Annotated in this window: 23 protein-coding genes; 14 read left to right on the forward strand and 9 right to left on the reverse strand. The window is 40.5% G+C overall.

Annotated elements, in window-relative coordinates; translation table 11 throughout:
* Window positions 1-20: 20 nt before the first annotated feature.
* The 6 genes from ACK2WI_RS12945 (at window position 21) to gldM (ending at window position 7,919) form a co-directional block, all read left to right on the forward strand.
* Window positions 21-1,676, forward strand: a complete 1,656-nt coding sequence (locus ACK2WI_RS12945) for a RagB/SusD family nutrient uptake outer membrane protein (protein ID WP_409151240.1) — start codon at window positions 21-23, stop codon at window positions 1,674-1,676.
* 571 nt (window positions 1,677-2,247) lie between these two features.
* The gene (locus tag ACK2WI_RS12950) at window positions 2,248-2,937 is read left to right on the forward strand and encodes an outer membrane beta-barrel protein (protein ID WP_093100066.1); all 690 of its coding nucleotides are present in this window, start codon (window positions 2,248-2,250) and stop codon (window positions 2,935-2,937) included.
* A gap of 52 nt (window positions 2,938-2,989) precedes the next feature.
* Window positions 2,990-4,276: an SUMF1/EgtB/PvdO family nonheme iron enzyme gene (locus ACK2WI_RS12955; protein WP_157739325.1), complete on the forward strand. Its 1,287-nt coding sequence runs from the start codon at window positions 2,990-2,992 to the stop codon at window positions 4,274-4,276.
* Window positions 4,277-4,309: 33 nt separating this feature from the next.
* Complete coding sequence (gene gldN / locus ACK2WI_RS12960) at window positions 4,310-5,497, forward strand: gliding motility protein GldN (RefSeq protein WP_093100070.1); 1,188 nt, start codon at window positions 4,310-4,312, stop codon at window positions 5,495-5,497.
* 46 nt (window positions 5,498-5,543) lie between these two features.
* Entirely contained in the window at window positions 5,544-6,356 is an 813-nt protein-coding gene (gene gldL / locus ACK2WI_RS12965) for a gliding motility protein GldL (protein ID WP_093100072.1), read from the forward strand.
* Window positions 6,357-6,386: 30 nt separating this feature from the next.
* Window positions 6,387-7,919: a gliding motility protein GldM gene (gene gldM, locus ACK2WI_RS12970; RefSeq protein ID WP_409151243.1), complete on the forward strand. Its 1,533-nt coding sequence runs from the start codon at window positions 6,387-6,389 to the stop codon at window positions 7,917-7,919.
* Between the two features lie 49 nt (window positions 7,920-7,968).
* On the opposite strand, the gene ACK2WI_RS12975 is transcribed toward gldM, so the two are convergent.
* On the reverse strand, window positions 7,969-8,868 hold the full coding sequence (locus ACK2WI_RS12975; RefSeq protein WP_409151245.1) for a helix-turn-helix domain-containing protein: 900 nt from the start codon (window positions 8,866-8,868) through the stop codon (window positions 7,969-7,971).
* 184 nt (window positions 8,869-9,052) lie between these two features.
* On the opposite strand from ACK2WI_RS12975, the gene ACK2WI_RS12980 reads away from it, so the two are divergent.
* The 5 genes from ACK2WI_RS12980 to ACK2WI_RS13000 all read left to right on the forward strand — a co-directional run bounded on the left by ACK2WI_RS12980 (window position 9,053) and on the right by ACK2WI_RS13000 (window position 11,780).
* Window positions 9,053-9,454, forward strand: coding sequence for a DoxX-like family protein (locus tag ACK2WI_RS12980; RefSeq protein WP_409151247.1), 402 nt, complete (start codon window positions 9,053-9,055; stop codon window positions 9,452-9,454).
* Window positions 9,447-10,181, forward strand: coding sequence for a DUF2071 domain-containing protein (locus ACK2WI_RS12985; protein WP_409151248.1), 735 nt, complete (start codon window positions 9,447-9,449; stop codon window positions 10,179-10,181). Before ACK2WI_RS12980 ends, ACK2WI_RS12985 begins: the two co-directional genes overlap by 8 nt.
* Window positions 10,175-10,927, forward strand: coding sequence for a class I SAM-dependent methyltransferase (locus tag ACK2WI_RS12990; RefSeq protein ID WP_409151250.1), 753 nt, complete (start codon window positions 10,175-10,177; stop codon window positions 10,925-10,927). Before ACK2WI_RS12985 ends, ACK2WI_RS12990 begins: the two co-directional genes overlap by 7 nt.
* Window positions 10,911-11,315 carry a hypothetical protein gene (locus ACK2WI_RS12995; protein ID WP_409151251.1) on the forward strand — a complete coding sequence of 135 codons (405 nt, stop codon included), beginning with the start codon at window positions 10,911-10,913 and terminating at the stop codon, window positions 11,313-11,315. The genes ACK2WI_RS12990 and ACK2WI_RS12995 overlap by 17 nt, the downstream gene beginning before the upstream one ends.
* A 207-nt stretch (window positions 11,316-11,522) precedes the next feature.
* Window positions 11,523-11,780 (forward strand): hypothetical protein, encoded by a 258-nt coding sequence (locus ACK2WI_RS13000; protein WP_409151252.1) that lies wholly within the window; start codon window positions 11,523-11,525, stop codon window positions 11,778-11,780.
* Window positions 11,781-11,853: 73 nt separating this feature from the next.
* On the opposite strand, the gene ACK2WI_RS13005 is transcribed toward ACK2WI_RS13000, so the two are convergent.
* The 4 genes from ACK2WI_RS13005 to ACK2WI_RS13020 are packed head-to-tail and all read right to left on the reverse strand — an operon-like array spanning window position 11,854 to window position 14,059.
* The gene (locus ACK2WI_RS13005) at window positions 11,854-12,744 is read right to left on the reverse strand and encodes a hypothetical protein (protein ID WP_409151253.1); all 891 of its coding nucleotides are present in this window, start codon (window positions 12,742-12,744) and stop codon (window positions 11,854-11,856) included.
* A gap of 5 nt (window positions 12,745-12,749) precedes the next feature.
* Entirely contained in the window at window positions 12,750-13,286 is a 537-nt protein-coding gene (locus ACK2WI_RS13010; protein ID WP_409151255.1) for a hypothetical protein, read from the reverse strand.
* A gap of 10 nt (window positions 13,287-13,296) precedes the next feature.
* Entirely contained in the window at window positions 13,297-13,719 is a 423-nt protein-coding gene (locus ACK2WI_RS13015; protein ID WP_312696055.1) for a DUF3592 domain-containing protein, read from the reverse strand.
* 1 nt (window position 13,720) lies between these two features.
* A complete protein-coding gene (locus ACK2WI_RS13020; RefSeq protein WP_409151256.1) occupies window positions 13,721-14,059 on the reverse strand; it encodes a DUF4870 domain-containing protein in 339 nt (112 codons plus the stop codon).
* Window positions 14,060-14,361: 302 nt separating this feature from the next.
* Between ACK2WI_RS13020 and ACK2WI_RS13025 the strand changes: the two genes are divergently transcribed.
* Window positions 14,362-16,170: a hypothetical protein gene (locus tag ACK2WI_RS13025; RefSeq protein WP_093100094.1), complete on the forward strand. Its 1,809-nt coding sequence runs from the start codon at window positions 14,362-14,364 to the stop codon at window positions 16,168-16,170.
* A 12-nt stretch (window positions 16,171-16,182) separates the two neighbouring features.
* Window positions 16,183-17,379, forward strand: coding sequence for a WD40/YVTN/BNR-like repeat-containing protein (locus ACK2WI_RS13030; RefSeq protein WP_409151258.1), 1,197 nt, complete (start codon window positions 16,183-16,185; stop codon window positions 17,377-17,379).
* A gap of 53 nt (window positions 17,380-17,432) precedes the next feature.
* Here ACK2WI_RS13030 and ACK2WI_RS13035 read toward each other — a convergent pair whose 3' ends face one another.
* From ACK2WI_RS13035 to ACK2WI_RS13050, 4 genes are all read right to left on the reverse strand, one after another.
* A complete protein-coding gene (locus ACK2WI_RS13035) occupies window positions 17,433-18,803 on the reverse strand; it encodes a RagB/SusD family nutrient uptake outer membrane protein (RefSeq protein WP_409151259.1) in 1,371 nt (456 codons plus the stop codon).
* Window positions 18,804-18,820: 17 nt separating this feature from the next.
* Window positions 18,821-22,330 carry a SusC/RagA family TonB-linked outer membrane protein gene (locus ACK2WI_RS13040; protein ID WP_409151261.1) on the reverse strand — a complete coding sequence of 1,170 codons (3,510 nt, stop codon included), beginning with the start codon at window positions 22,328-22,330 and terminating at the stop codon, window positions 18,821-18,823.
* A 592-nt stretch (window positions 22,331-22,922) separates the two neighbouring features.
* Entirely contained in the window at window positions 22,923-23,975 is a 1,053-nt protein-coding gene (locus ACK2WI_RS13045; protein WP_093100099.1) for a sugar phosphate isomerase/epimerase, read from the reverse strand.
* A 65-nt stretch (window positions 23,976-24,040) separates the two neighbouring features.
* On the reverse strand, window positions 24,041-24,826 hold the full coding sequence (locus ACK2WI_RS13050; protein ID WP_409151263.1) for a helix-turn-helix domain-containing protein: 786 nt from the start codon (window positions 24,824-24,826) through the stop codon (window positions 24,041-24,043).
* A 99-nt stretch (window positions 24,827-24,925) separates the two neighbouring features.
* Here ACK2WI_RS13050 and ACK2WI_RS13055 point away from each other — a divergent pair, with 99 nt between their 5' ends.
* On the forward strand, window positions 24,926-26,113 hold the full coding sequence (locus ACK2WI_RS13055; protein WP_409151265.1) for an MFS transporter: 1,188 nt from the start codon (window positions 24,926-24,928) through the stop codon (window positions 26,111-26,113).
* The last annotated feature ends 5 nt before the right edge of the window (window positions 26,114-26,118 follow it).

A 26,118-nucleotide genomic window follows, 5' to 3' on the forward strand; every position in this document is an offset into this window, starting at 1 on the left:
CAGCAACAATTATTAGAACAATGAAAAGATTTATATATATCGGTCTATTTGCAGCCCTTACACTAACATCCTGTAAGGATGAATTCTTGGATAGGATTCCATTGAATTCCGTTTCGGAGGAGACCTTTTGGAAAACTGAAAATGATGTTTACCTAGCGGTAAATGGAATATATGCAACATTGCCAGGTGATGGCATCATTTACGAGGATGGAGCATCCGACATCGCACATGCCCAATACCCATGGGAGAGCACGGCAACTTCGGTATCTTCAGGAATCGTAAGTACGGCCTTGAATGCCGGATGGAATTATGAGATCGTTCGTAAGAGCAATTATTTCCTGGAGAATGTGGACAAGGCGACCATGGACGAAGCTTTAAAGAATCGTTATAAAGCAGAAGTTCGCTTTTTGCGTGCTTATCGCTATTTCAACATGGCTAGTAAGTTTGGTGGAGTGCCTTTGATCACTAAGGTTTTGGGATTTACAGAAGAGGAATTGAACGTGCCTAGAGCTTCCAAAGATGAGGTGATTTCTTTTGTGCTAAAGGAATTGGATGAGGTTGCCAATATTCTTCCAAATTCTTATGCTGGCGGAAAGAACAATGAAAAAGGCAGAATCACTAAAGGTGCAGTCTTGGCTTTGAAATCAAGGATTCTCTTGAATGAAGCTAAGTATGCAGAAGCGGCTGCAGCTGCTCAGGAAGTAATGGGTCTGGGTTATCAATTGTTCAAGACTTCCCAAGAGTCTGAGATTGATCAAAAAGACGATTACAGTAAGTTGGTCGATTTCGCTAATGCTGATGAACAAAAGAAATTTAGATTGGCACTTCGTAGTTATGAGGGGATTTTCCATCAGGCAAACGAAGGAAATTCAGAAGTTATCCTGGAAAGACAGTATATCCAACAAGCACAGCCTAACTACTTAAATACCTATTTGTTAGAAGGTGGTGTTGGAGGATGGAGTTCACTTACTCCGACTCAAGAATTGGTGAATAGCTACCAAAACTTCAAGACGGGTGAAGCCGTTGCAGTACCGAGCAATCAAGAGCGTGCGCAACGTTATGCCGATAAAGACAAGACTGCTTTCCTACAGGAATACAAAAATAGAGATCCACGTTTCTATGCTTCCATTCTTTTTGAAACAGCGCCTTGGAATGCTTTGACCATCGATGGTGGATACAAGTTCTCTTGGGTAGATGGAGCGAGCAATATGTCTAAGACAGGCTATAACTTCAGGAAAATGGTCGATACGAAGGCGAATAGAGATAACCTAGACAACCATAGCAATGTGATCCTGATTCGTTACGCTGAAGTGCTCTTGAACTATGCAGAGGCTAAGAATGAAGCAACTGGACCAGATGCAACCGTTTATGCGGCTATTGATCAGATCCGTGAGCGTGCTGGAATGCCTAAGCTTGACCGTACGAAGTATGGAAGTAAGGAAGCCCTTAGAAATGCAATCCGTCAGGAAAGAAAGGTTGAGTTGGCATTGGAAGGAGTTCGTTATTTGGATATCCGCCGTTGGAAAACTGCACCTGATGTGATGAAGAATATCTATAACCTGAAAAATTCATTGGCGCAAGAACGTATTTGGGACAATAAATTGTATTTGATGCCTGTACCTCAGTCTCAGATGGACTTGTCTTACGGCGTACTTGTTCAAAACCCAGGTTACTAAGAACAGTCAATAATAGTTAATAATAAATAATGCAAAGAGGTGTCCAAATGGGCACCTCTTTTTTTGTTGAGATACGGTAAAAATATATCCAATAGCTATAAAAATATCCATAGTAAATATTCTAAAATATTAGAGTGATCGGTGAATAAATATACCCAAGCTTAGACTAGTGCTCTTTCAATTTTTTATTTGCCGATTATCAAGAAAACATGCGGTACAAGTTTGAACAAATAAAATTTGTTCAGGCTAATTCTTGCTTTGGATTATTGTCTCAAATAAAAAAAGGAAAATAATTTTGAACCAATATATGTTTAAACGTATATGTTCCAAAATGATGTCTAGCTATACTTATAATGCGGTTTTTTGCATTTTTCTGAAAAGAAAATTTTGCTCAGATCCTGTTGTTGCCATTTTCGTTTAACATCTTTTGGTAAGATTCTTGTGACAAGAAATGCTGGTAAAATTTTACGACTTAATAATTTTGAGCCTATAATTTTATTGAACTTACAATAAAGGGCCTCAAAATTCGTCTAAATAATAATGTATTGTATTGCTAACAAGAATTCTTAACATGAAAAAAACTATTTTTTCTTTACTATTATTTGCAGTTTGTGGTTTTAAATCAGCGCAAGCACAATTTTCTCGTCCGCTTAGTGTTGGTATTGGAGCAGGACCTACGATCAATTTGACCGACTTGGCGAACGTCGAGACCAATTTAGCGGGGCATATTGATGTAGATGGGTTGATCACTCCCTTTATTTCGGCCGGTATTCATGCAGAAAAAGGTGCTTTAAGTGGAAATGGTTATGCCAGCACATTTAAGAATGACTACTATGCTTTTAACGCAAATGCAAAGGTCAGGATTGGTCAATTTATGAACCTACCGGATAATTATAGCTATTATAATCTCCAATCAGATCCTTTCCATAAAATACTTGCAAATATCTATTTAGGTGCAGGTGCCGGAGTGATCAAGAATAACATCAAAAACAGCATTGCTCCTAACTATGAAAGTGCTGTCGTAGCACAAGGCGGTGAAATTTCCCAAGACCTAGATGGTTTCCAATTTGTAGTTCCAGTCAATCTTGGTGTTGATTTCCCGATTGGTAGAGGTTTGTACGGTCCACAATGGGCAATCAACTTAAACTATCAGCATACGATCACGACCAAGGATAATTTGGATGGTGTGATCAATAGTAAACAAGATCACTATAGCTATATCTCTTTAGGGGTTAAATACGCCTTGTTTCAAAGAAAATAAGGGATCCTAAATCAATCATTATCAAATACTATAAAATTAAACAATGGAAAGTATGAATAGAGTATTCCTAAATCGAATATATACTGCAGCATGCTTATTGCTTGTTTTTGCTATTGCAGGCTGTAACTCTTCAAATAATTTTTATAAGGCACCTAAAGTATCTGCATTCCGTGGCGGAAAATTGCCAGCTCCTCCGGGAATGGTGTATATCCCTTCGGGAACCATTTTGTTCAAAGGGTCTTTGGACAGTGGAAATGTGGGTAAGAACGTCAGTTTGAGTGCTTTCTTTATCGATGAGACCGAGGTAACCAACAAACAATATCGCCAATTCGTAAACTGGGTAGCAGATTCTATCGCGGTTACGGACTACTTGCAGGATGACCAGTATTTCTTGGATGTGGCAAGTGAAAGCGGTGAAGGGAAGCGAATCAACTGGAAAAAGGTAAGGAGCATTTCACCTATTTGGATGAGTTCAGATCCTACGATTGCAGAGCGTATCGCTCCGATGTTGGAAATGAAGGGTTCAACCAGGGCTTTAAATCCGGAAGTGGTCAAATATCGTTTCTCCTTTTTGAAGACTAAAGGAAACCTGAAAAAAGAATACGTGACCGATACGGTGTCGGTTGTCCCAGCAGAAGACATTTGGTCTAGAGACTTTCCAAATGCCCAATTAACCTCCCTAGATGCCAATTATTTCAACCACCAATCCTTTGATTTTTATCCAGTAGTCGGTGTTTCATGGAGACAGGCGCGTGGTTATTCGGATTGGAGAGGTAAGGAAATGATGGCAAATTTGATGAAAAACTCCTATCTGAGCGGCTACCAATTGACCTTTAGCCTTCCTACGGAAGCGCAATGGCAATATGCTGCGGAAGGAAAGATTGATCCTCGAGACACGATTTCGGGTACGAAGTTGACCATTGATGGTGATGATGGGAAAGAAAAATTAGCAGTGAACTATAAACAAGGGGAAGGTACTTATTCCAGGGATGGTGCCACATTTACCTTGCCGGTAAAATCGTATACGCCAAATAAATTCGGTGTGTACAACATGGCGGGTAATGTATCAGAATGGACTTTAGATGCTTATTCTCCTTCGGCGGTGGCATTCGTGAATGACTTGAATCCTGTATTGCTTTATGATGCAGATGAAAATGATGCCGATGCCTTGAAAAGAAAAGTTGTTCGTGGTGGATCATGGAAAGATAATGGTGAACAGTTGAACAGTGAAACCAGAAACTATTCAGTGGATTATGAACCACATTCATATATAGGGTTTAGATGTGTGATGTCGGCATTCGAGTTGCCAACTGTACAGAGTAAGACCCGTAAATATTAACAGCAATCTGTGAACGATTTAAAGATTATTAAAATGAAAAATTGGATGATGGTAGTGGCCATGGCGTTTGGAATAACTCCAATAATGGCACAAAGTATCGATACGATACCCGATAGCACCGTAATTAACCAGACAGTTATCCAAATGCGGGACGATTCTACGATGCAAGTTCCACAGGGCGAGGTTCTGTCTGACACGATACCGACAACAGATGGTTTTTACCAAGTGAATAACTTGGAAGATGCCGTTCCTTTTGCCTATCCGGAGGTAAACCTGAAGAATATCAGGTTCTACAAAAGGGTTTGGCGTGATATCGATCTTAAAGATGAGCGCAATTTTATCTATGCTGTTCCTGGAAACTCCTTGATGGAAGTGATCATGAAAGGTATTGAAACAGGGAAGTTGACGCCTTATAACCCTGAGGATGATTCTTTCAAAGGAAAGCTTTCGGCAAGTGAAGGTATGGCTCGATTTGCTGACTCGGTATTGGTTCCAATCTTTGATGATGAGGGTAACCAGATTGATTCAAGGATGACTCTAAATGAATTCAACCCAGAACGTGTCACTAAGTTCAGGATCAAGGAAGATATCTTTTTTGATAAGCAGAGAGGGCGTTTGGAGACTAGGATCATTGGTGTTGCGCCTTTGATGGATATCACCACTTCTTCTGAATTGGCGACTTCGGTGGGTTCTACTCCTGCATTCTGGTTGTATTTTCCGCAATTGCGATATAGCTTGGTGAAAGTGGATATTTCGGATCCAGACCGTGGCCTCTATGATATGACCATGGACGACCTGTTTGTGCAGCGTAAGTTTGCCAGCAAGATTGTCCGTGAATCGTCTCCGGGTATGTTGCAACAAGCAACCTTTGCTGGAACAGACAGTTTACAGACGGATAACTCCCAGGTACTTGAGGATAAACTTGATGCTTATAAAAAGAAACTGTGGACTACGCCTAAAGGCGTGAAAGCTGAAAATCTAGAAGGTCATGAACAGGACCTGAAGATTGAAGAAGAGCAGAAGCGACAAAAGGAATTGATGGAGCAACAGCACCAACAGCGACAAAACCAACAACAGCAACAAAGTGAACAGCAGTTGGAGGAATTGTTGAAACAAAGTGAGCAGAGCAATCAAGAAACTGAGAGTGGGACGGAAGAAGGTAGTACGGAAGAGGGCTCTTCTACGGAAGAAGGAAGTTATAACGAAGAAAGTCAATTTTAGAATCCAATAAATATCCCAAAAATAGAGGGCTAGCAAAATTTATATTATGAGTAGAAAGAAAGACAATTCAAGATGGCTACATGTTGCCATTTCTTGGGGAGCAAGTATCGTAATTATCGGTGTTTTATTTAAAATCCTTCACTTAGGGGGTTCATGGGCTAATTACATGATCGGATTAGGTCTGACCGTTGAAGCCATCCTATTCTTCTTGATGGGTTTCAATCCGCCGCCTCAAGAACCAGATTGGTCCAGAGTATATCCTGAATTGGATGAAAAATATCAAGGTGAGCTGCCAGTACGTTCAGCGCAGGTAGTCAATGCGCCGCAAAGTCCTTCGGCAACAGCTGCATTGGATAAAATGTTTGCTGATGCTAATATTGAACCGGCTACCATCGAAAACCTGGGAAGAGGATTGAGAGATTTTGGTGAAAAGGTATCCGCCATCAACAGGATCAGTGATGTTTCCTTGGCGACCGATGAGTTTACTCAAAAACTGAGATCAGCGACCAGCAAGTTTGACAGTTTGGGCTTGGCTTTCGAGAAAGCTTCTGCGAACCTAGTGGCTATGGCCAACTCAAATACAGATACAACAGGTTACCATGAGCAGGTTCAGAACTTGACTTCCAACTTGCGCCAGTTGAATAGCATGTATGAAAAAGAACTTCGCGATTCGTCTTCTCACTTGCAGTCGATGAACCATTTCTATGAGAATTTAAGTTTTACAATGAAAAACTTCAATGAATCTTTGGACGATTCCAAAGCTTTCAAAGACGAGGTAAACAAATTAGCGAAAAACCTCAACGCATTGAATGCCGTGTATGGCAATATGTTGAGCGCTATGAACCAGCCTCGAGTGTAATTCATCCAAGTAAAATTTTAAAAAAGAAATATGGCATTAGGAAGAGAGACGCCAAGGCAACGGATGATAAACATTCTTTATCTCGTGTTACTTGCCTTGCTCGCATTAAATGTACCCGATTCAATATTGGATGCCTTTAAGAATATCAATAATAGTTTGGAGACCTCGAAATCCAACGTAAATAACTCTGTCCAGCAATTGTTCACTGCATTTGAAAGCACCAAATTGAAGGATGAACCCGGAAGGGCAAAACCTATATACGACAAGGCTAAGAATGCACAGGCAATTATAAACGACTTAAACCAGTACATCAACGGAATCAAAGAGGAGTTCGTAAAACAAGGTGGCGGTTATGATGAGAAAACCGGCGACCTGAAAATGCGCGAAAACGAAGATATCGCCCCTAGTTTGATGATAAACCAGAAAAAAGGGGAGGAACTGAAAGAGAAGATCAATAGCACCCGTTCTAAGCTATTGGCCCTATTGACTCCTGAAGAACAGAAATCTGTTTCTTTCTCTTTGGAGGCCAATGACCCTGAGAAAGCGGTAAATGGCAAGCGTAAATGGGAGGAAATCAATTTCGGAAGTGGTACGCCTTTGACAGCAGCCATGACCATTTTGACAAAGATCCAAACAGATGCACAAAACGCAGAGTCGGATATGGTGAAACTGATCTTAGGTAAAATGGACCAAGCCGTAGTGAATTTGGATAAGTTCGCTGCCGTTGCTGTGGCTCCAACTTCATACCTTGTTCAAGGTCAACCTTATTCAGCGGAGGTCTTCTTGACGGCTTCGGATTCTAAATCACAACCAGCGATTTCGGTAAACGGAAATAATCTGGAGGTAGTAGATGGAAAAGGTGTTTACCGTGTTCCAACCAACCATGAGGGTATCTTTACCTGGTCGGGTGTGGTCAAGGTGAAGCAGACTGACGGGTCGATCAAGGAATATCGCACTCCTCAGCAAACTTATCAGGTAGCAAGACCTTCAGCGGTGGTATCGCCAGATAAGATGAATGTACTTTATATCGGAGTAACCAACCCTATTTCAGTGTCGGCTCCGGGTACACCAACCAACAAGATCAAAGTAAGTATGTCTGGTGGTAGCATCAGCGGTTCAGGCGGGAAATATAACGTGAAAGTGAGCTCGCCGGGAACGGCAAGGATCTCGGTTTCTGCCGAGGTAGCTCCTGGAAAAACACAGACCTTGAGTACAACGGAATTCCGGGTGAAAAGGATTCCTGATCCAATTGCACAGTTTGCCGGTAAAACCGGTGGTGCAATGGCAACCGTTGCCATCAAAGCTCAAAATGCTATTTTCGCTAAGCTGGATAACTTTGATTTTGATGCCTCGTTTAGAGTAACGAAGTTCTCACTGATCATCGCGAAGCCGCGTGCAGATGCTATTGTTCTTTCCACTTCAGGAGGGAAACTGAGTTCTGCCATGAAATCAGCATTGAATGGCATCACACCGGGATCACGCGTTATATTTGATAATATTATCGCCGTAGGACCGGATGGTACCCCTAGACAATTGAACGCAGTAGCTTTAACGGCTAATTAACATAACAAAGATGCCCGAGTATATCGGGCATCTTTGTTTTATACAGTGTTTAGTTGCTATTTATGGTCCTGAATTCATTGGGGCTATTCCCAACAGCATTCTTGAAAAACCGTGAGAAGTGCTGAGGGTACTTAAAGCCTAGATCGTAAGCAATCTCATTGATGCTCTTATTTCGATCAAATAGTAGCTCCTTTGCTTCCTTGATCAATTTCTGATGAATGTATTCTTGTGGAGATTTGCCTGTTTCTTTTTTGATTAGATCCCCGAAATAATTTGCGGATAGATGTAATTGATCAGCGCAATAGGCTACAGAAGGCATGCCTAAGAGATTTGGCTTGTCGGAATGGAAGTACTCATCCAGAAGATCTTCAAAACGATGCAAGATCCCTTTGTTGACATGCTCCCTTGTGATAAATTGCCGATCATAGAATCGCTCGCAGTAATTTAAGAACAATTCGATATTGGACACGATTAGTTGCTTGCTATGCTTGTCCATATTCTGATCCAATTCGTATTCAATTTTTGAAAAACAATCCAAGATGATATTTCTTTCCTTTTCGGATAAGTGCAGGGCTTCATTCACAGCATAAGAAAAGAAATGGTATTCTTTCATTCGCTTGGCTAGGTTAGTGCCGTTCAACAGGTCAGGATGAAAGGCGAGGGCATGCCCCTGGGGTTTATAGACCTCAGTTCCATTCTCTCCAATGACTTGGCCAGGTGATATAAAAATCAAGGTACCTTCCTCATAATCGTAGTTTTCCAAACCATAACGTAGGTCTCCACATTTGATCTTTTTCAGGAATACCAAATAAAAGTCATACCTCATTTTTCGTAATGTCCTAACATCCGCCTTATCCAGGTCAACTACGCTGACCAATGGATGTAGGGTTTTGTTATTGTTAAAAGCGTTGTATTCGCTGATGTGGTCAAAGTTTAAGATGTCCTGCATAGCCTTGATGTTTTTCTATTCGAAAATAACAATCCTAGGATGATTTAGTTCATCCTAAGCAATCAATCAGTAAAAATGGTATCAGAAACAGTAGTAGATATAATGTGTATAGGTCAAGAGGATAAATTATGTTATTTTTATTTTACTGTTTCGCATTTAATTGATAAGTCCCAAAGAGTAATACATGGAGAGAGCTAGAGTTTTAAATCGTTTATTGATCCTTTTCTTTTCCTTGATTTGGTTGGTTAATGGACTATTCTGCAAAATATTGAACCTTGTTCCTAGACATCAGCAGATCGTTGCTGAGATCTTGGGGGAGACCTATGCTAAATCTTTGACAATTGCTATCGGAGTGGGTGAAATGTTGATGGCTATTTGGATAATTTCAAGGAAATTTAGCCGACTGAGTGCAATAACCCAGATTCTTTTGATTGTAACCATGAATATTTTGGAGATTATCCTAGCACCACATTTATTACTCTGGGGCAGGCTAAATATTATTTTTGCGTTATGTTTGGCGGCTCTGGTTTACTACCAAGGTTTTGTCCTGGAACCTCGTTTAGAAAGGAGGAACCGAATTGCTTAACCTGCAAAATCACCCCTTTGCTGTTGAAGCTTACTTCGAGAGCTCAACGATCTTGACCTTTGCTGTTGCTAGAGAGGAACTGGAAAGATATGTTCCTAAGCCATTGAAACTAGATCTATTTGATGATAAATGGGGTTTTTTAACGATTGCGATGGTGGATACTAAGGACCTTCGACCGAAGGGTCTTCCAAGAATATTCGGGAATGATTTCTTCTTGATTGGCTACAGGATCTTTGTAAGATATCAGACCTCTACCGGCAAAAACTTGCGGGGTCTCTATATCCTCAAGTCTGAAACCAATAAACTGAAAATGGAATTCTTGGGTAATATCTTTACCCGTTACGCTTATACCACTACGGATATTGCACAAAAAACAGACGGCCATCAAGTTGAAATAAAGTCCAAGCAATCAAAATTTAATCTTCTGTATTCAAGACAATCGGAAGGCGAGATGAGACTTCCTAAGAACTCCGTATTTCCCTCATGGAAAGAAGCTCGTCGATTTGTGGGGCCTCTGCCCTTTACATTCGAGGTAGATCAAGCCAATAATAAAGTTTTGATTATAGAGGGCGTGCGGGAAAACTGGACTGCCGAAGCGATAGAACTGAGGACTGTCAATTTTGACTTCATAGATAGCTTTAATTTCAATAGTATTCAACTCTCCAATGCCTTTGAAATTCGGGGAGTGCCTTATTATTGGAAGAAAGGAGTGGTTGACCCATGCTAAAAAGATCAAGGTTTCAGGGCGTTTGGAATATTGTACGATTTAACTGGCATCAATACCTGATCTTATTTATTGCAGCGTTGATTTTACTGATTTGGGGAATCTATAGAAGTGGATTTATGCAGCTTGTTATTTATCTTGCTATCCAGTTGGCCTCAGTCCAGGTTTTGATCTCATTATTGGTTTCTTATTATGTTTACGACCGATCAGGCTTATATGAATTAAAGCAGCTAGGTGATCTAAATGGCTTGAAGGTGTTAAATATCAGCGCTGGTTTTGATGAGACCAGTGAGATTATCAGCCATAGATTCACTCTAGTACAGCTTCAGAAGGCTGATTTCTATAATCCCTTGCATCACACCGAGGTTTCCATAAAACGAGCCAGAAAGGCCTATCCTGCCAGCCTAGATACCAAAATCGTGCAAACAAATTTGCTTCCTTTTGAATCGTCATCCTTTGATAAGGTAATCTGTATTTTTTCAGTTCATGAGATAAGGGACCAGAATGAAAGGATTGCCTTTCTTAAAGAGTTGGCCAGGGTTTGTGATCCAAGGGGTGAAATCATAATTATGGAACATTTAAGAGATTTCCCTAATTTCATTGCCTATAATATTGGCTTTATGCACTTTTATCCAAAAAGCACTTGGAATACCTGTTTTATGGCTGCCGGATTGGAGGTTTTAGAAGAGCTTAAAACAACGAAATTTGTGTCCACATTTAAACTTAAACCAAATGGAACTCCAAATTAAGATTATTGGGTACTTATTAATGGTCTTAGCCTGTGTCCATGTGATCTTTCCAAAATACTTCGGCTGGAAGGAAGATTTAGCGCCTTTACAACAGATCAATCGATCGATGATGAAGGTGCATACCTTTTTTATCGCTCTTACAGTTTTTTTAATGGGCTTGCTCTGCGTAACTTCTTCTCAGGATTTGTTACAAACGGAACTAGGAAGGAAACTATGCCTAGGTTTAGGTGTTTTCTGGTTAATCAGGTTGTTTTTTCAATTTTTTATCTATCCCAGCATCCTCTGGAAGGGGAAAAAGCTGGAGACCATCATCCATATTGTAGCTATTGTTTTCTGGATTTTCCTATCATACAGCTTCTTATGGGGATATTTTAGCCAAAGAAGTTAAGTGACCTGCCGTTTCCTTAATTAATAGATAATTTATAACGCACTCACTGTTAATTATTTACCTAAACAACTGTTGTTCAAACAATTTTGTGTTTTTGTTGCATTTTTAATTTATAAATTTTGTAAACTTGTAGCTACAAAACGAAAAACATTTTTTGATCTAACTATCAGTAATCAGGTTTAGGATACTTAATTAATATTGGGCATTATGGGAAGCAACAAGAAAATGAGTGAGGCTATCAAAAATTTGAACTTACAACGTAAACTTACTTGCGCAATTATTTGTGGAGGAGTGATGGCAATGATTTTGTTAATTACTACTGTTGGGCTTTTTGTTAAACAAGACAAAACCTTAATGCTTGCTGTATTGGTGGCTACTTCGATCTTAGTAATCATCCCAGCGGTATTAAAGCTTGTCAAGATCAATTCTATCTTAAAGTCTGGAATGCAACTTTCCAGGTCTTAATACTTAAGATATTATTCCTTATAATTTCAGAATTCAAAATTGGTCCAAAGCGTAGCCTTGGACCTTATATGTTTTATTCTTTAGGCATTGTGCTAAAGTATAGCGGTTTTTTATCCTTCAATATATTACCCGCCTTATCCGAAGGAAATAATGTCAGATTATTATTCATCTCGTCCAGATTAAAGACAAAATAATTATCCCCTTTATTTAACCCTTTAACAGCTGCATTAGCTTCTGTGATAGGGATCAATAAAGTATTATTGTCAAAATAGCTAACCTCTACTTCAGTTTCCTCATTTACCAGGACAAAATCCTGATCTTCTGCAAAAAATAGATTTAACCCATTATCGATATAATTAGGAGTAGTTCCATAGACCGATGCTGTGGCAGTCTGTGTCAAGGTTTTGCCTTTTACGGCATCAGATTTCTTCATGACCAAAGGCTGGCCAAGAAATTCCTTATTAAACTGTAATGGAGGCGTATCGGATTCTAACCACTCGTCATAAATACTGACTTCAAAGGAGAATGGAGTATTCCCTTTAAAAACCAAATAGGGTTCTTCAATTTGGAAATCACCAGTTAGGCCTTTTATTTTCTCGTCGATGAAAGTAGAAAATTTCGATTCACTGTAATCGATATTGATGATGCTGAGGTCCTCAGGTTTATCATAGGTAAATGAAACCGTCAATGATACGGAATTGCCATTTTCCTGAATACTAACTTCCTTATTTTTAAAGACGTTAAGGTCATTTACCCAATGTAACTCCTTGTTCTTGAGTTTTTGGAACTCCTCTGTTTTAGCAACAGATTGCTCTTCAACGGTGGATATCAGGTTCTTTTGAACGATTACGACCTGCTTTTTTATAGGATCTACGCTAATAACAGCCTTTTCCGCAACCAAGCTCGGTTGCTCACGCATAAAAAAGGTGCCAATGATAATAAAGAAAATTTTTACTTCATTCATTTCTCTTAATCTCTATCTTCTAAACTGTTTATTAAATTCTCGAACATTTCATTCGCCTCCTCAAGTATATCCTTATTGATCTCCGTAGTTCGGCTTATACGGCTCAATTTGCCTAATTTTTCCGAGATTTCAATATGGGCCATGACGGTTTTGTCGCCCCATAGATAATCATAAATAAAGGCAACTCCTGTCGCTTCGGGCTCCAAGTGTGCCGCCAAGTCCTTGATCCATGAGACCATCGGCAAGATCTCCGTGTAGTTTTCCGAAAATTGCAGGCCCATCAGATACCAATAACCATCTTTATAGGCTTGTTTGGCAACAATATACTTGTCCTCTAAGATATCCTCAAGAATGTCCCCATTGGTAGGGACGATATAAGCCGGAATATTTTTCAGTTCCATCTTGGAATGCATCGCGCGGGAATCCCACCATTCCAACCAATTGCTATTTATTGTACTTGCAATAGGCCTTGCTTTGAGAAAAGCATCAAGAGTCTCTTTGGATACCTGTACTTTGATATATAATGAACATTGTTCAGACATAATTTAGGGTTTAAATGATACCATATTTGAATAACACATAGCCGCCTCCAATTGTTAGCATCGGCAGTGCAAAAACCATCAGGATCAGACTGCCTAGATGCAAGCCCCAAAAAGAAACAATACGTGCGGACTGCGGGTTTGCAGCCTCAAAGACCACAGGAACCTTTTCGCCTACCTTGTATTGCGGTGGATTGGAACGGAAGTTAGGACTATAGGAAAAGGTTTGGTTTCCCGATTTAATCTCCATGACCGGTTGATACATCATCGAGGATCCCTTTTCGTCTGTAGAACGCACTAATTTGTTCTCTGTCACCACCGCATTTCCGTAAACACCCTTAGCCAACATTTTCTTTGTCTTTAGATAAAGGGATATCGAAAACCCTAACAGGATCAATCCCAAAAATAATAAAGACCAATGAATAATTGCACTCATATTAATTCAATTTATTGTTTTCAATAAAGGAGAATTTATCCTTAAAATAATCTCCAATGAATGGAAGTGGCTTTTCAACATTATTAATAGCATGAAGAATGCCAACTATCATCAAAATAAAAATTAGCAAGCTGAATAGGTTGAAAATAAAGGCAATGGAAGGAGCTACAGCCATTAAAATAGCCAAGATAATCACGAAAATAAAAGAAGAAATGATCAAGCCTAAACCTTGGCGTAGATGGTAAACACTGAATTGATCCCTATTATTCTTACCAGCAAAATAGGCGATTAACCATAATATCCCCAGATAACTCAATACAGCTTGTGCTTTTGGACTCATAATCTTTCTTGTTGTTGAAATATTGGCAAGCCTTCAATTTTCATCTAGATTATCGAAGGTTTATCAACTTGCTTTTTTGTCAATTTAAATTTCCTAAACTTTTTCGGAAAGCCTGCATAACTCTCAATCACAATCTGTATACAGTGCCCAAGTCTGTATATACAAAGTGTATACATAAAACCTAACAATCTGTCCTACAGCTGTATAAATCCTTGGCTAGGTTTTTGATTCTTTCCGGAAGAAACCATTCTATCAAAAAAAAATAATAGATTGCCAATTCCAATTTTTGTTTAATTATCCATATGAGAAATACCCTGATCCTTTTTCTTTTGCTAAATACCGTAACCGTATGGGGACAAAGTCTACTCGATGGTACTGAGGATGTGGTTAAGCAAGTGGAGCTCCTAAACCTGAAAAATCAGGACGATAAATCTTTAGAAATACTGAACCAAGCCTTGAAGAATCCAGCCAATGGACCGGATGATCTCATCTATCTGAACACCTTCAAAAGCGGGATATTGTTGGAGCGTGACAGCTTGAAACTGGGGAGTCAAGCGGTAGATATCGTCATCCAGCAATTGGATAAAACCAATAGCCCGGTCAGCAGGGCCATGGCACTGCGGGCAAGAGCATTTTTGAACAGTTACCTGAACTTGACCGATGAAGTGATCAAGGATTCTAAGGAAGCCCTAAAGCTTTTGGAAAATGAAAAAAATGTAGATAATCTCAATTATTATTTCAATTACCTGATCTATGCAACTTACACAGGTTGGGATGAAAACGATAAGATGCAGCATTATATCCAAGAATGTGATAAATACGCCAAAAAGACCAACAACAAAAACTATATCGCCAATGTTCATCTAGGTTACGCTAGCGTATACTTAAACAGATATAGAAAAACCAATGAACAAAAAGATATCGACAGCAATTTCTACCACTTAGAAAAAGCCTATCAACTCTTTGAACAGTTCCCTGCTGAGGTGAGCAGCAATACCTTTGTGGTCGCCTCCATCAACTTGGCAAACTATTACCTGGAGTTCGACAAGGCTCCAATTGCAAAGAGAAAAGAACAAGCATATAAATACCTTGATGAAGCGGAAATAGAACTGAAAAACGAGCGTGCTAGGTTCAGTAGATGGATCAATATCTACGGCATCAAAAGCGATTTCGCCATTAAGGAAGGTAATATCGCATTAGCCGAACAATATCTTATCCAAGGGGTCAGTCGACTGGATTCACGAAGGGATAATTCCCTGTTCCGATTGGAATATCTGCTCTATAAGCATCTTGCGGACCTTTCTGAGAAAAAAGGAGATATTACATCAGCCCTTAACTACCAGAAAAAGTCGGAAAGCGTCTTAAAACAGAATTTCGATCAGGAGCAGATAACCAATTCCCAAAAACTGGAGATCCAATACGAAACCGAGAAAAAAGACCAGCAATTAAAGCTATTGGGTGAAACCGCCGATTTGCGACAAAGACAGAATTATCTATATGGCGGTTTAGCCATTCTTGCCACCCTGGGCTTGGCATTTATGTTCAGGTCCTATCACTTCAAACTTCGTTATTCCATTGAACGTGAAAAGAAACTAGCGATGGAAAAAGAAGACGCTGAGTTAAATGCCGAGATGCAGGTTAAGCTGGAAAGAGAAGAGCAAGCAAGGTTGAAAGCAGAGCAAGACCTATTAGAACTGAAACACCAACAGCTGCAAAAAGAGGCTCTTGCCAATTCCTTGATCATTGAGCATAAAAATGATATGCTCAAACAGATCCAGTCCAAACTGCAAGATGGCGACCCACGCGATATCCAGAAACTATTGCGTGAAGAAACCTTATTGAATGCAGATTTTGAGGATATCAAATGGCAGATCCAGCAATTGCATCCGACATTCTTCTCCCAACTGATCGAAAAAGCGAATCAAAAACTCACGCCTTTAGATCTGCGTTATTGTGCGTATATCTATTTACAGATGTCTACCAAGCAGATTGCCCAGGTTCTGCACATTGAAGCGCAGTCTGTCAGGATGTTTAAATATAGATTGAAGCAGAAATTCGGTCTCTCCAAAGAAAGTGACTTGGAATCCTTCCTGCAAGAGGTGGGTTCATAAAAAATCTAGCCTATGAAAATCATGTTAACTATCAATTGGGCTTTCAAGACCTTCTTGATGTCGTTTCTCATACTTTCGTTTTGCACTTCATGCAAGGCGCAGGTCACAGAAAATTATATAGCAATCGATCAGGTTCCTGAATTAACCGAGAAGGATAATTATCAATTTGATATTCCATTTAATCCCTCTAAGATCAAAAACGCCGCCAATGGTACTGAAGCCGATATCCTCTATCAAAACGACGACCTCAACTTTAGTTTTTTCAATGATGTATTGTTCCTTACCCCTCAAAAAGGGCTGATCGTAGGTGGTACCAATCTCAGTATCCGTTCGACCAAGGATGAAGGCAAATCCTGGCAGGCTTTGGACTTCTCTAGGTTTGCAAATGCCTTTCACAGTATCGCAAAGACCAAGGACCACATCTTTGTATTAGGAGAAAGCAAATATATCTTCAGAGCCGATCAGGACTTTGGAAATTGGGAGGTCTTCAATTCCCAAACATTATTCCCCAATGCGACGGGCATAACTTGGTTTAAGCTCCGCTTTTTAAATGATAATTTTGGAGTTGCAGTAGGGCAAAGGAAAGATAACGGGAGACCTATCATGCTATTGACCAAAGATTCCGGTAGCTCTTGGGAAGCGATAAATTTGGAAGGATCTATTTTAAAGGATTATGCCCTGGTAGAAGTCTCCATGTTGGATCAAGAGAACTGGCTTATTTTGGATGATACCATTGGCATCAGCTATTTTACTGCAGATGCCGGCAAAACTTGGCAGGACATCAGCTCCAAGATGCTTTACGATGCAGATGCGACCATTCGATCCCTCTGGTTGGTCAATCCCAATGAGTTGTTTGCGGTAGGTTCAAGGTCCTTTTGGAAATCCAGCGACTTTGCCAAAGACTGGACAAGGTTGGATTTCCCCAAGCCTTTCAATCCAATTGAAATGTATAATGAAGGGGATTATTTGACCCTAACAGATATTACCGGAATAGGCGAGGATATCTATGTCACCAGTACAGCTTCCGATAATGACGAAGGACGCACTGCTTTTGCTTATAGGTTGGATAGAGAAAATATGGAATTGAAGCCATTATTGCTCAGCGATTCCTCCACTTTTATCGGAGAATCCCATGCTATTTATGCATTAGATAAGGAACATATCTATATCGTCGACCGGGATAAACTATATCGGGTGCAGGATAAGTAAGCGCATAAAAAAAGGAGGCCATTAAGCCTCCTTTCCCATGAATCATTTATTTACTAATAACCTGGATTCTGTGTCAATCCTCCACCTAAAGATATTTGGGCTGTAGGTATTGGATAGATCATAAACTCCTCCTTGGTTAATGTCTTGTACTTTTGCATCGCCAATTTTGTGCGCACATAATCAAACCAGGTCTCGCCTTCAAACATCAACTCCCTTTCCTTTTCTTCTTGAACGGCAGTGATGAAATTTGCAAGGCTGCCAAAGGAACCAATTGGTTTGGTTACGCCGGCACGATCCTGTACCATTTTTAATGAATTATATGCAGCTTGGCTGACACTATTATCTACTCTCGCTTTAGCCTCGGCATGGATTAAATACAATTCCGCCAATCGGATCACCGTTACATTTTGGCTGGAAGGCGAAAAGTTAGGAAACTTGCCCATGAAGTAATTGTTATTGCTTCCCTTCTTGATGGTAAATGCTTTTCGCTTATCCGCATCATCATACAAGTCTAGGACTGTCGAGTCCTTAGCAAAGAATAAGACCGATGGATTATCATTGGCTACTGCTGCCAATGGATTGGTCACCTGGTCATCAAACTGCAATTCAAAGATAGCTTCATTGGTATTCTGGGTTGTCCAGATGGTACTGAAGTCTGACACCAAACTAAAACCGCCCGATGTTATGACCTCATTCGCCAAGTCAGCCGCTTTCTTATAATCATTGGTATAGGCTGCTTGATATAGGTAAACCTTAGCTAATAAAGCTTTAGCGCCCCAATGGGAAGCCCTTCCACGACCGGCATCACCAGTATATGGGTTTTCCTTTGGCAAGGCAGCTATAGCCTCAGTCAAGTCTTTGACGATCTGAGCATAGGTATCCTCCTTTTTGGCCTGTGGAGTTTTGATGTCATCGCCTTCCTTTGTCGCTTTTAATTTAAGCGGAACCCTTTCAAAGGCTCTGACCAAGAAAAAGTAATTCAAGGCGCGTATAAATTTCGCCTCTCCGATAAAGATGTTTTTCTTTTCTTCCGAGATCATGGACCCATCCATGTTAGGGACCTCATCAATCACATTGTTTGCCGCATTGATCGTTGCGTACAAAGCTTGCCACATGTTAGAGGTCCATGGGTTGATGGCCTGGATCTCATGGGTTGCGAAGGTCTCATATTCTGGATAAACTGCCGAATGCCTTACATGCACAGCAGAAAATTCAGGTACGATCAAGGTGGACTGACCATAGGAAAAAGGACTGGTCATGGTCCTATATGCTCCGATTACGGCAGCATTCGCATTCGTCTCCGAGTTGAAAAACTCATCTTCTGCAATCTGCCCCAATGGGTCTTTGTCTAAAAATTTGTTGCATGAACTCAGTGAAACCACAGTCAATGCAAGGAAACATATGGATAATATTCTATTTTTCATTTTCATATTTGCGACTCTTAGAAAGTTAAGTTAATACCTGTTGTGAAAATCCTCGGTTGTGGATAACTTCCATAGTCATAACCGTAAATTAAACCTGTGTTTGCTCCACCGTGGCTAGAACTTACCTCAGGGTCATATCCTCTATATTTTGTGAATACGTATGCATTCTGAACGGTTACATAAAAACGTAATCTCTTCATTTTGATGCGTTCCGCAACCTCGTTAGGTAGCGAGTAGCCTAAAGTGATATTTCTAATCCTGAAGAATGAACCATCCTCTACAAATCGTGAGGATACCGCTCCGTTATCTAAGCTTCCCGGTGCTGGTCTTGGAACATCTGTGATATCCCCTGGTTCACGCCATCTGTCCACAAAATCAACAAACTGGTTAGAACTTGGGTTGAATCCCTCTAGGCCTGATGCCAAGTTATAGTTGAAGATATCATTGCCATAAGAGAATTGGCCTAGAATGCTCAAGTCAAAATTCTTGTATTCAAAATTGTTGCTGATACCACCAAAGAACTGTGGATTCGGGTCTCCGATCATCACATGGTCTTCGTAGTTTGTAGGCGCTACAGCCTCACCATTCTTACCTAGATAATCGATCATACCCGTTTCTGGATTTACACCCAATGCTTTCCATCCGTAGAATACTCCTAATGGCATCCCTGGTACCGCTCTGTTCAGATCACCAACACCACCACGCATTTCAGTCAGTCCTTCTGGCAATGCCAAAACTTTATTCCTGTTGAAAGTCATGTTCAGGGATGTACTCCATTTGAATTCTCCAACCAAGTTTTTGCTGCTCAGTTCAAACTCGAAACCTTTGTTTTCAATATCTCCTGAATTCGTGAATCGGTTGATAAATCCTGAACTCGTCAAGATCGGAAGGCCGATCAGTAGGTCAGAGGTCTTCTTGTAGTAGTAATCTGCCAATAGGGAGATTCTATCGTTGAAGAAACCTGCATCGACACCTACGTTCCATTGTCTAGTGGTCTCCCATTTCAAGCCCTTGTCACCAAGAACATTTGGAATAAAGCCTGCTTGGCCCATATAGTTGTTTCCACTGGAGTACAAGGAACGGCTGGCGTAGTTTCCGATGTTCTGGTTACCGGTGATACCCCAACTGGCTCTCAATTTCAAGTCACTGAACGTACTGTTGTCTTTCAAGAAATCTTCCTCCGAAATTCTCCAAGCTGCAGCCATCGAAGGGAATACTGCCCAACGATTATCAGAACCGAAACGGGATGAACCGTCCATACGTACATTCGCATTGATGATATATTTGTCCTTGTATACATAAGATGCCCTAGCAAAGCCCGATGCAATAGCCCATTCTTCAGGGTAAGCATTGGCTCCTGTGATCACACCCCCTGCAGTTACATAAGGTATATCATTGTTCGGGAATCCGGTCCTTTGTGCATGGGTAAACTCTAAACGAGATCCTTGAACAGAGAAACCTCCCAAGGCATTGATATAATGATCACCTATGGTCTTGTCAAAGGTCAAAGTGGTCTCATTGATCCATAATTGGTCACGAGTACTTCTGCTAGCTCCTATACCACCTTGACTGGCGTATGAACGCAGTCCAGTTGGAGGCATAAAGAAGGTCTCATCAATAAAACTTAAATCCGTACCAAAACTGGTCTTCAATATCAATTCTGGGATAATATTGTATTCTGCACTGGCATTTGCCAAGATGCGGTAGGTCTGCGCCTTATTGGTTGGCAATTCCAGCATGGCAACCGGATTCTCCCTGGTCAAGCGCACTTGGTCATAGTAATAATTGCCTTGCTGATCATATACCGGGATATTTGGCGGAGAGAAGATTCCCGATTTGGTCGATCCTTCTTTCGAATTCTCTTCCTGTACACGGTGGTTTGTAGCTCTGGTCAAATTGATCGAAGTCGCAAACCTTAACTTATCACTATGTTGATGGTTTAAGTTCAACCGGCCACTTAATCGGTCAAAATCTGAAGACAGCAATACTCCTCCTTGCTTCATGTAACCAACCGAAGTATAATACTGGGTTTTATCGCTACCTCCACTTGCCGCCAGCTCATAGTTCCTGGTCGGAGAAGTCCTGAAAATTGCATTTTGCCAATCGGTATCAATACCAGGATTAGCAAAGATTTGATCAGGAATAGGTTTTGATGGATCCTGCTCTTGCAGGATTCTATAGTAATCTTTCATGTAATCTTGGTATTGCGCCGTGTTCATGAAATCATAATATCTTTCTTTAGGAACTTGGGAGAAACCTTCATACATGTTGAAAGTAAACTGGCTTTGTCCAGCAAGACCTTTTTTGGTCGTGATCAATACCACACCATTGGCCGCTCTGGAACCATAGATGGATGAAGATGCTGCATCTTTCAAGACCTCAATGGATTGAACATCCGAAGGGTTGATGGATGACAGCACATTGATCCCTTGGGTACCACCACCAAAATCAAAGGTCGAGCCCCCGGTAAAGTTGGTTGTACTGTTCACTGGGATTCCGTCTACAACATATAGTGGATCTGAACTGGCATTGATGGAAGTCGTACCACGCACACGGATGCTGATACCTCCACCCGGCGAACCTGATTTTTGGGTAACCTGTACACCTCCTGCTTTACCTTGTATAGCCTGGGTTACACTTGGCAATACCTCATCTTCAATTTCATTGGCACCGATACTCGATACAGCGGTAGGTAGGGTTGCTCTTTTCATCGTACCATAACCTACGGCTACGACCTGAACGGATTCGATCGTATTGGTTTCTGTCGCCATCACGACTTGGATATCCTTTCGGTTACCCACCGTTTGGGTAATGGTCTTATATCCAACCGATGAAAAACGGATTCTGCTCTTTGCATCGGCGGCAATCTGGAATTTACCATTTTCATCCGTACTGGCACTTAGATCCGTTCCGACTACCTTCACGGTAATTCCGGGAAGGGGACCCGAAGGACCGTTGACCGTACCTGTAACCACATTTTGTCCCGATGGGGCCGCAACAGTCGGATCGCTTTGTGCCGTACTGTCCGTCACAACGGCTGTTTGTGTACTATCAGTTTGGACTTGGCTGCTATCCTGCAATACAGTTGTGCTATCCGTTTGGGTAGCCGAACTATCTGTTTGTTCAGCCCCTTCCGCTTCAGCAGCTTCCGTTTCTGGAGATGCAACCAGCATCTTTACATCTAATTGTTTTTGATTGTTGACATGGATTTCCTGGGTAGCAAATCCCGATTTTAAAAAGACTAACATGCCATTCGGATTGGCAGCAATCTTATACTCGCCATTTTCATTGGAGAGTACACTGTTTGTGGTCCCTTGCTCCGTAACGACTACGCCTTCAATGGCTGTGCCTGTAGAGTCAGTAATCTTACCAATGATATCTAAGGAGTCAATGGAATGGAGGTGAGGATTGATTTTAAAGTTTGTTTCTAGTTTGTGATTCTCTTCTGTTGTGCTTGCCCGTCCTTGATGGACAAAGAGCATGAGAGCACATGCTAAGAAAAGCGAACGGTAAAGGATTTGCGTCATATGTTAATTATTTATCAGGGTAATTTTCTTAATAGAATTCCGCTCATGTGTTGCTTGTCAAAGCTTGTCGCGAGAACAAGGATTAGTGCTTTTTTGACTAGCATTATATCAATTTTGTTACATTGATACGTATTAACTAAACGACAACAAACCTTTTTTGTTGTTAAAAAATGTGAAATAATTAAAATAACAACAATTTATGACAAATTGTATTTTCATTAAATGCTTAATAATTAAGCTAAAAAGGATAGAATAGAAGCTAAATTGGGAGTTTAAAAAAACTGTAAAACGAGCTTTTTTGATACAAAAATTTTCTTGGTTTTTGGTTGAAAACAGAGTTTTGACAGGGCAGGTTCTTTGAGATTTGTTTTACCCATATTCGAGACATATTGCTGAAATTTCGAATGTGTCCCGAATAAGGTACAATTCAGATCAAGAACTTCTTTAGGAATTTTCTTGGATTAAAAATTGGTCATTTTTATTGCCAAAGATTTCGTTCTTGATTAAATTCTCCTAGATCGGATCGATAGCCATAAAAAAACAGTAGCAGCTTGGGGCTACTACTGTTTCCGATTTAATATTTTATAGGTTATTAAATACCTAATATTTCTTTATTGAATTTTTCATCAGCTCCAGTTGCCGCGAAATCATCAAATGCTTTATCGGTAACTTTGATGATGTTGTTCTTGATAAATTGAGCCCCTTCAGTCGCGCCATCAACCGAATTTTTCAAGGCACATTCCCATTCCATGACTGCCCATCCATCAAAATCATAAGCAGCCAATTTACTGAAGATTCCCTTGAAGTCAACTTGTCCATCACCTAATGAACGGAACCTTCCTGCGCGTTCCACCCAGCCTGAATAGCCCCCATAAACACCTTGTTTACCCGTTGGGTTGAACTCCGCGTCTTTAACATGGAACATCTTGATGCGTTCATGGTAGTGATCAATATAACTCAGGTAATCCATTCCCTGCAGCAATAAGTGGGATGGATCATATAGTAGACATGCTCTAGGGTGATTGTTTGCTGCTTCTAAGAAACGTTCATAACTTACACCATCATGTAGGTCTTCACCCGGATGGATTTCGTAACAAACATCCACGCCATTTTTATCGAATTCATCCAAGATAGGAAGCCATCTTTTCGCTAATTCCTTGAAGCCTGTTTCCACAGCACCTGCTGGACGTTGAGGCCAAGGGTAGACCATATGCCATAACAAAGCTCCACTGAAGGTCGCATGTGCATTCAAACCTAAATTAGCAGAAGCCTTGGCCGCTAACTTTAATTGGTCGATAGCCCATTCAGTTCTGGCTTTAGGGTTATTTCTATATTTTTCAGGAGCGAATCCATCAAAAAGTTTATCATAAGCAGGATGGACCGCCACTAATTGTCCCTGAAGGTGAGTAGATAGCTCCGTGATTTCAACACCTTGTTCTTTAAGTTTTCCTTTGATTTCGTCCGCATAAGTTTTGCTTTCCGCCACCTTCTGCACATCAAAGAAGTTTGGATCATTAGTCGGGATCTGTACACCTTTAAAACCCAATGAACTTGCCCATTTACTAATAGTTTCTAAATTATTGTATGGTGCCTCATCAGCTATAAATTGGGCTAGGAAAATGCCCGGACCTTTTAATGTTTTCATAAAATTATAGTTTTACTAAATATAACAATTCAATCCGTTATATAGTGTATTTGCAACACTAAATTCTATTTTAGTAACAAATCATTTGCAAAATCCGTGGGTCTTTTGCCTGTGGTTTGGAGAAACGTGTTGGAAAATGAAGCGATGCTCTTATAGCCAACCGCATAACTTATTTCACTGATACTTTTTTCCTTTGCAAGGATCAATTCAATGGATCGGATTATCCGGGCAGTCTTGACAAACTGTAAGAAAGAAGTATGTAAATGCTGCTCAAATAAGCGGCTTAAGCTTCGGACTCCAAGGTTGAATTTTTTAGCAATGACCTCTAATCGTAAATCTGTGTGGAGCTGATTGCTGATATAGGAAAGTATAGGCATTAGTTGATGCTGATTGGAAGTTGGCAAGGATAGGCTGAACCGCATAGGACTCAATTGAGGAAGTAGCTGTACCAAGGAATAAAGGAAATTGTATTGTTCCTGTCCTTTAGTGTAAATTGAAGTTCCACAAAATTTGAGGGTTTCTATTATCAAGGGATGCGCTGGGAAAATCCCGATATCCTGATGGAAAGGTTTGAGCTGTTTTTTATTTAATGGGATGTATAAGTTCCTCACCAGGACATGTTGTTCACGCTGATGGCTAAATTTATGTTCCAAATGTGGAGGGATCCAAACATAGTGATAGGAAGGGATAAAGTAAGCCTTTTCTTGGGTATGTAAATAGGTGATTCCACCTTCTAAAAGAGTAAGTTGTGCTTTGGCGTGCGAATGGAAATCAAAATGCTCAGGTTTCATTTGAAAAGTCAGGACCTGATTGTCCTCTGTACTTACCCATTTTAAAAAATCCTTTTCCATAATAAAATCAAAGGTATAAAGGTTTGGCTAGAAATATATAATATATGTCCAATTATATAAAAAATAGCTAGCAATATTTGGGGACCTTTGTGCCTCAATATGAATACAAATAAAATTTGGACACGGGATTTTATATTATCCTGTTTAGGCTGTTTCTTTCTTTTTGTAAACTTCTACATGCTGTTATCTTCCATGCCCTTGGCGATCAAACAGCATATGGGGGGTACTGCCCGAGACATGAGTTTGGTGGTTTCTATCTACCTTCTCGGGATTGTGCTGTTGCGTCCATTTTCTGGGGTGATTTCAGATCGGATTGGTTCAAAAAAGGTTTCCATCCTGACCATGTTCCTCTTTGTGATCTGTTCATTTATGTACCTTGGGATCCATGCCATTGTGCCTTTATTGATCGTAAGGATGATACATGGTGTATTCCATTCACTTTCCACTACCGCACATGCGGCTATGGCCATTACAATGGTCCCCAATAGTCGAAAAGGCGAGGGAGTTGGCTATTATGGCTTGGCGATGAGCCTTTCCATGGTGCTGGGGCCAGCTTTGGGTTTATATATCTTAAATTCTTTTGGCTTTGAGGTGTTGATCTTCGTTGCAGCAATCTTCTCCGTGATTAGTTGGCTGTTGACCTTGTTCATAAAGAATCCTGAAACAGCAAATCCTTCTATACGCACTGCAATTGGGAAGCAGAAATTCAGTTTTTCAAATTTTATAGAAATGAAGGCCGTCCCAGTATGCATATCTGCCATGTTGTTTGCATTCTCCTATTCATCCATTATCTCCTTTATGGCTGTTTATACCAGCGAGTTAGGAATACCGGCAGCGGCTATGTACTATTTTATCACCTTTGCGATCAGTATCATGGTTACCCGTCCTATTATAGGGAAATTACTGGATTCCAAAGGGCCTAGTTATTTGATTATCCCTTCACTGATCATATTTGCCCTTGGTCTGATGATCATGGGCTCTGCAACTTCCATGCTCCAGATCTTAGTGTCGGGTGTAATTTTAGGCGTTGCTTATGGCGCTATTTTCCCAAGTTTCCAAACCATCACCATCAAATTAAGTCCAGTGGACAAAGCCGGATCGGCAACCGCGACCTTCTTTCTATTTTACGATAGTGGATTTGGACTGGGAGCCTTTGCTCTGGCCGTCGTGGCTTCCTATTTTGGCTACGCAAATATGTATTTGATCGTTAGCGGATTGATCCTCTTGACATTGGTTTTGTATTATCTGTTATATCATCGAAAACAACAGTCCTCAATAGCGAATTAATTTGC

This window comes from Sphingobacterium sp. BS-2 (genome assembly GCF_046161205.1).
Classification (GTDB): Bacteria; Bacteroidota; Bacteroidia; order Sphingobacteriales; family Sphingobacteriaceae; genus Sphingobacterium; species Sphingobacterium mizutaii.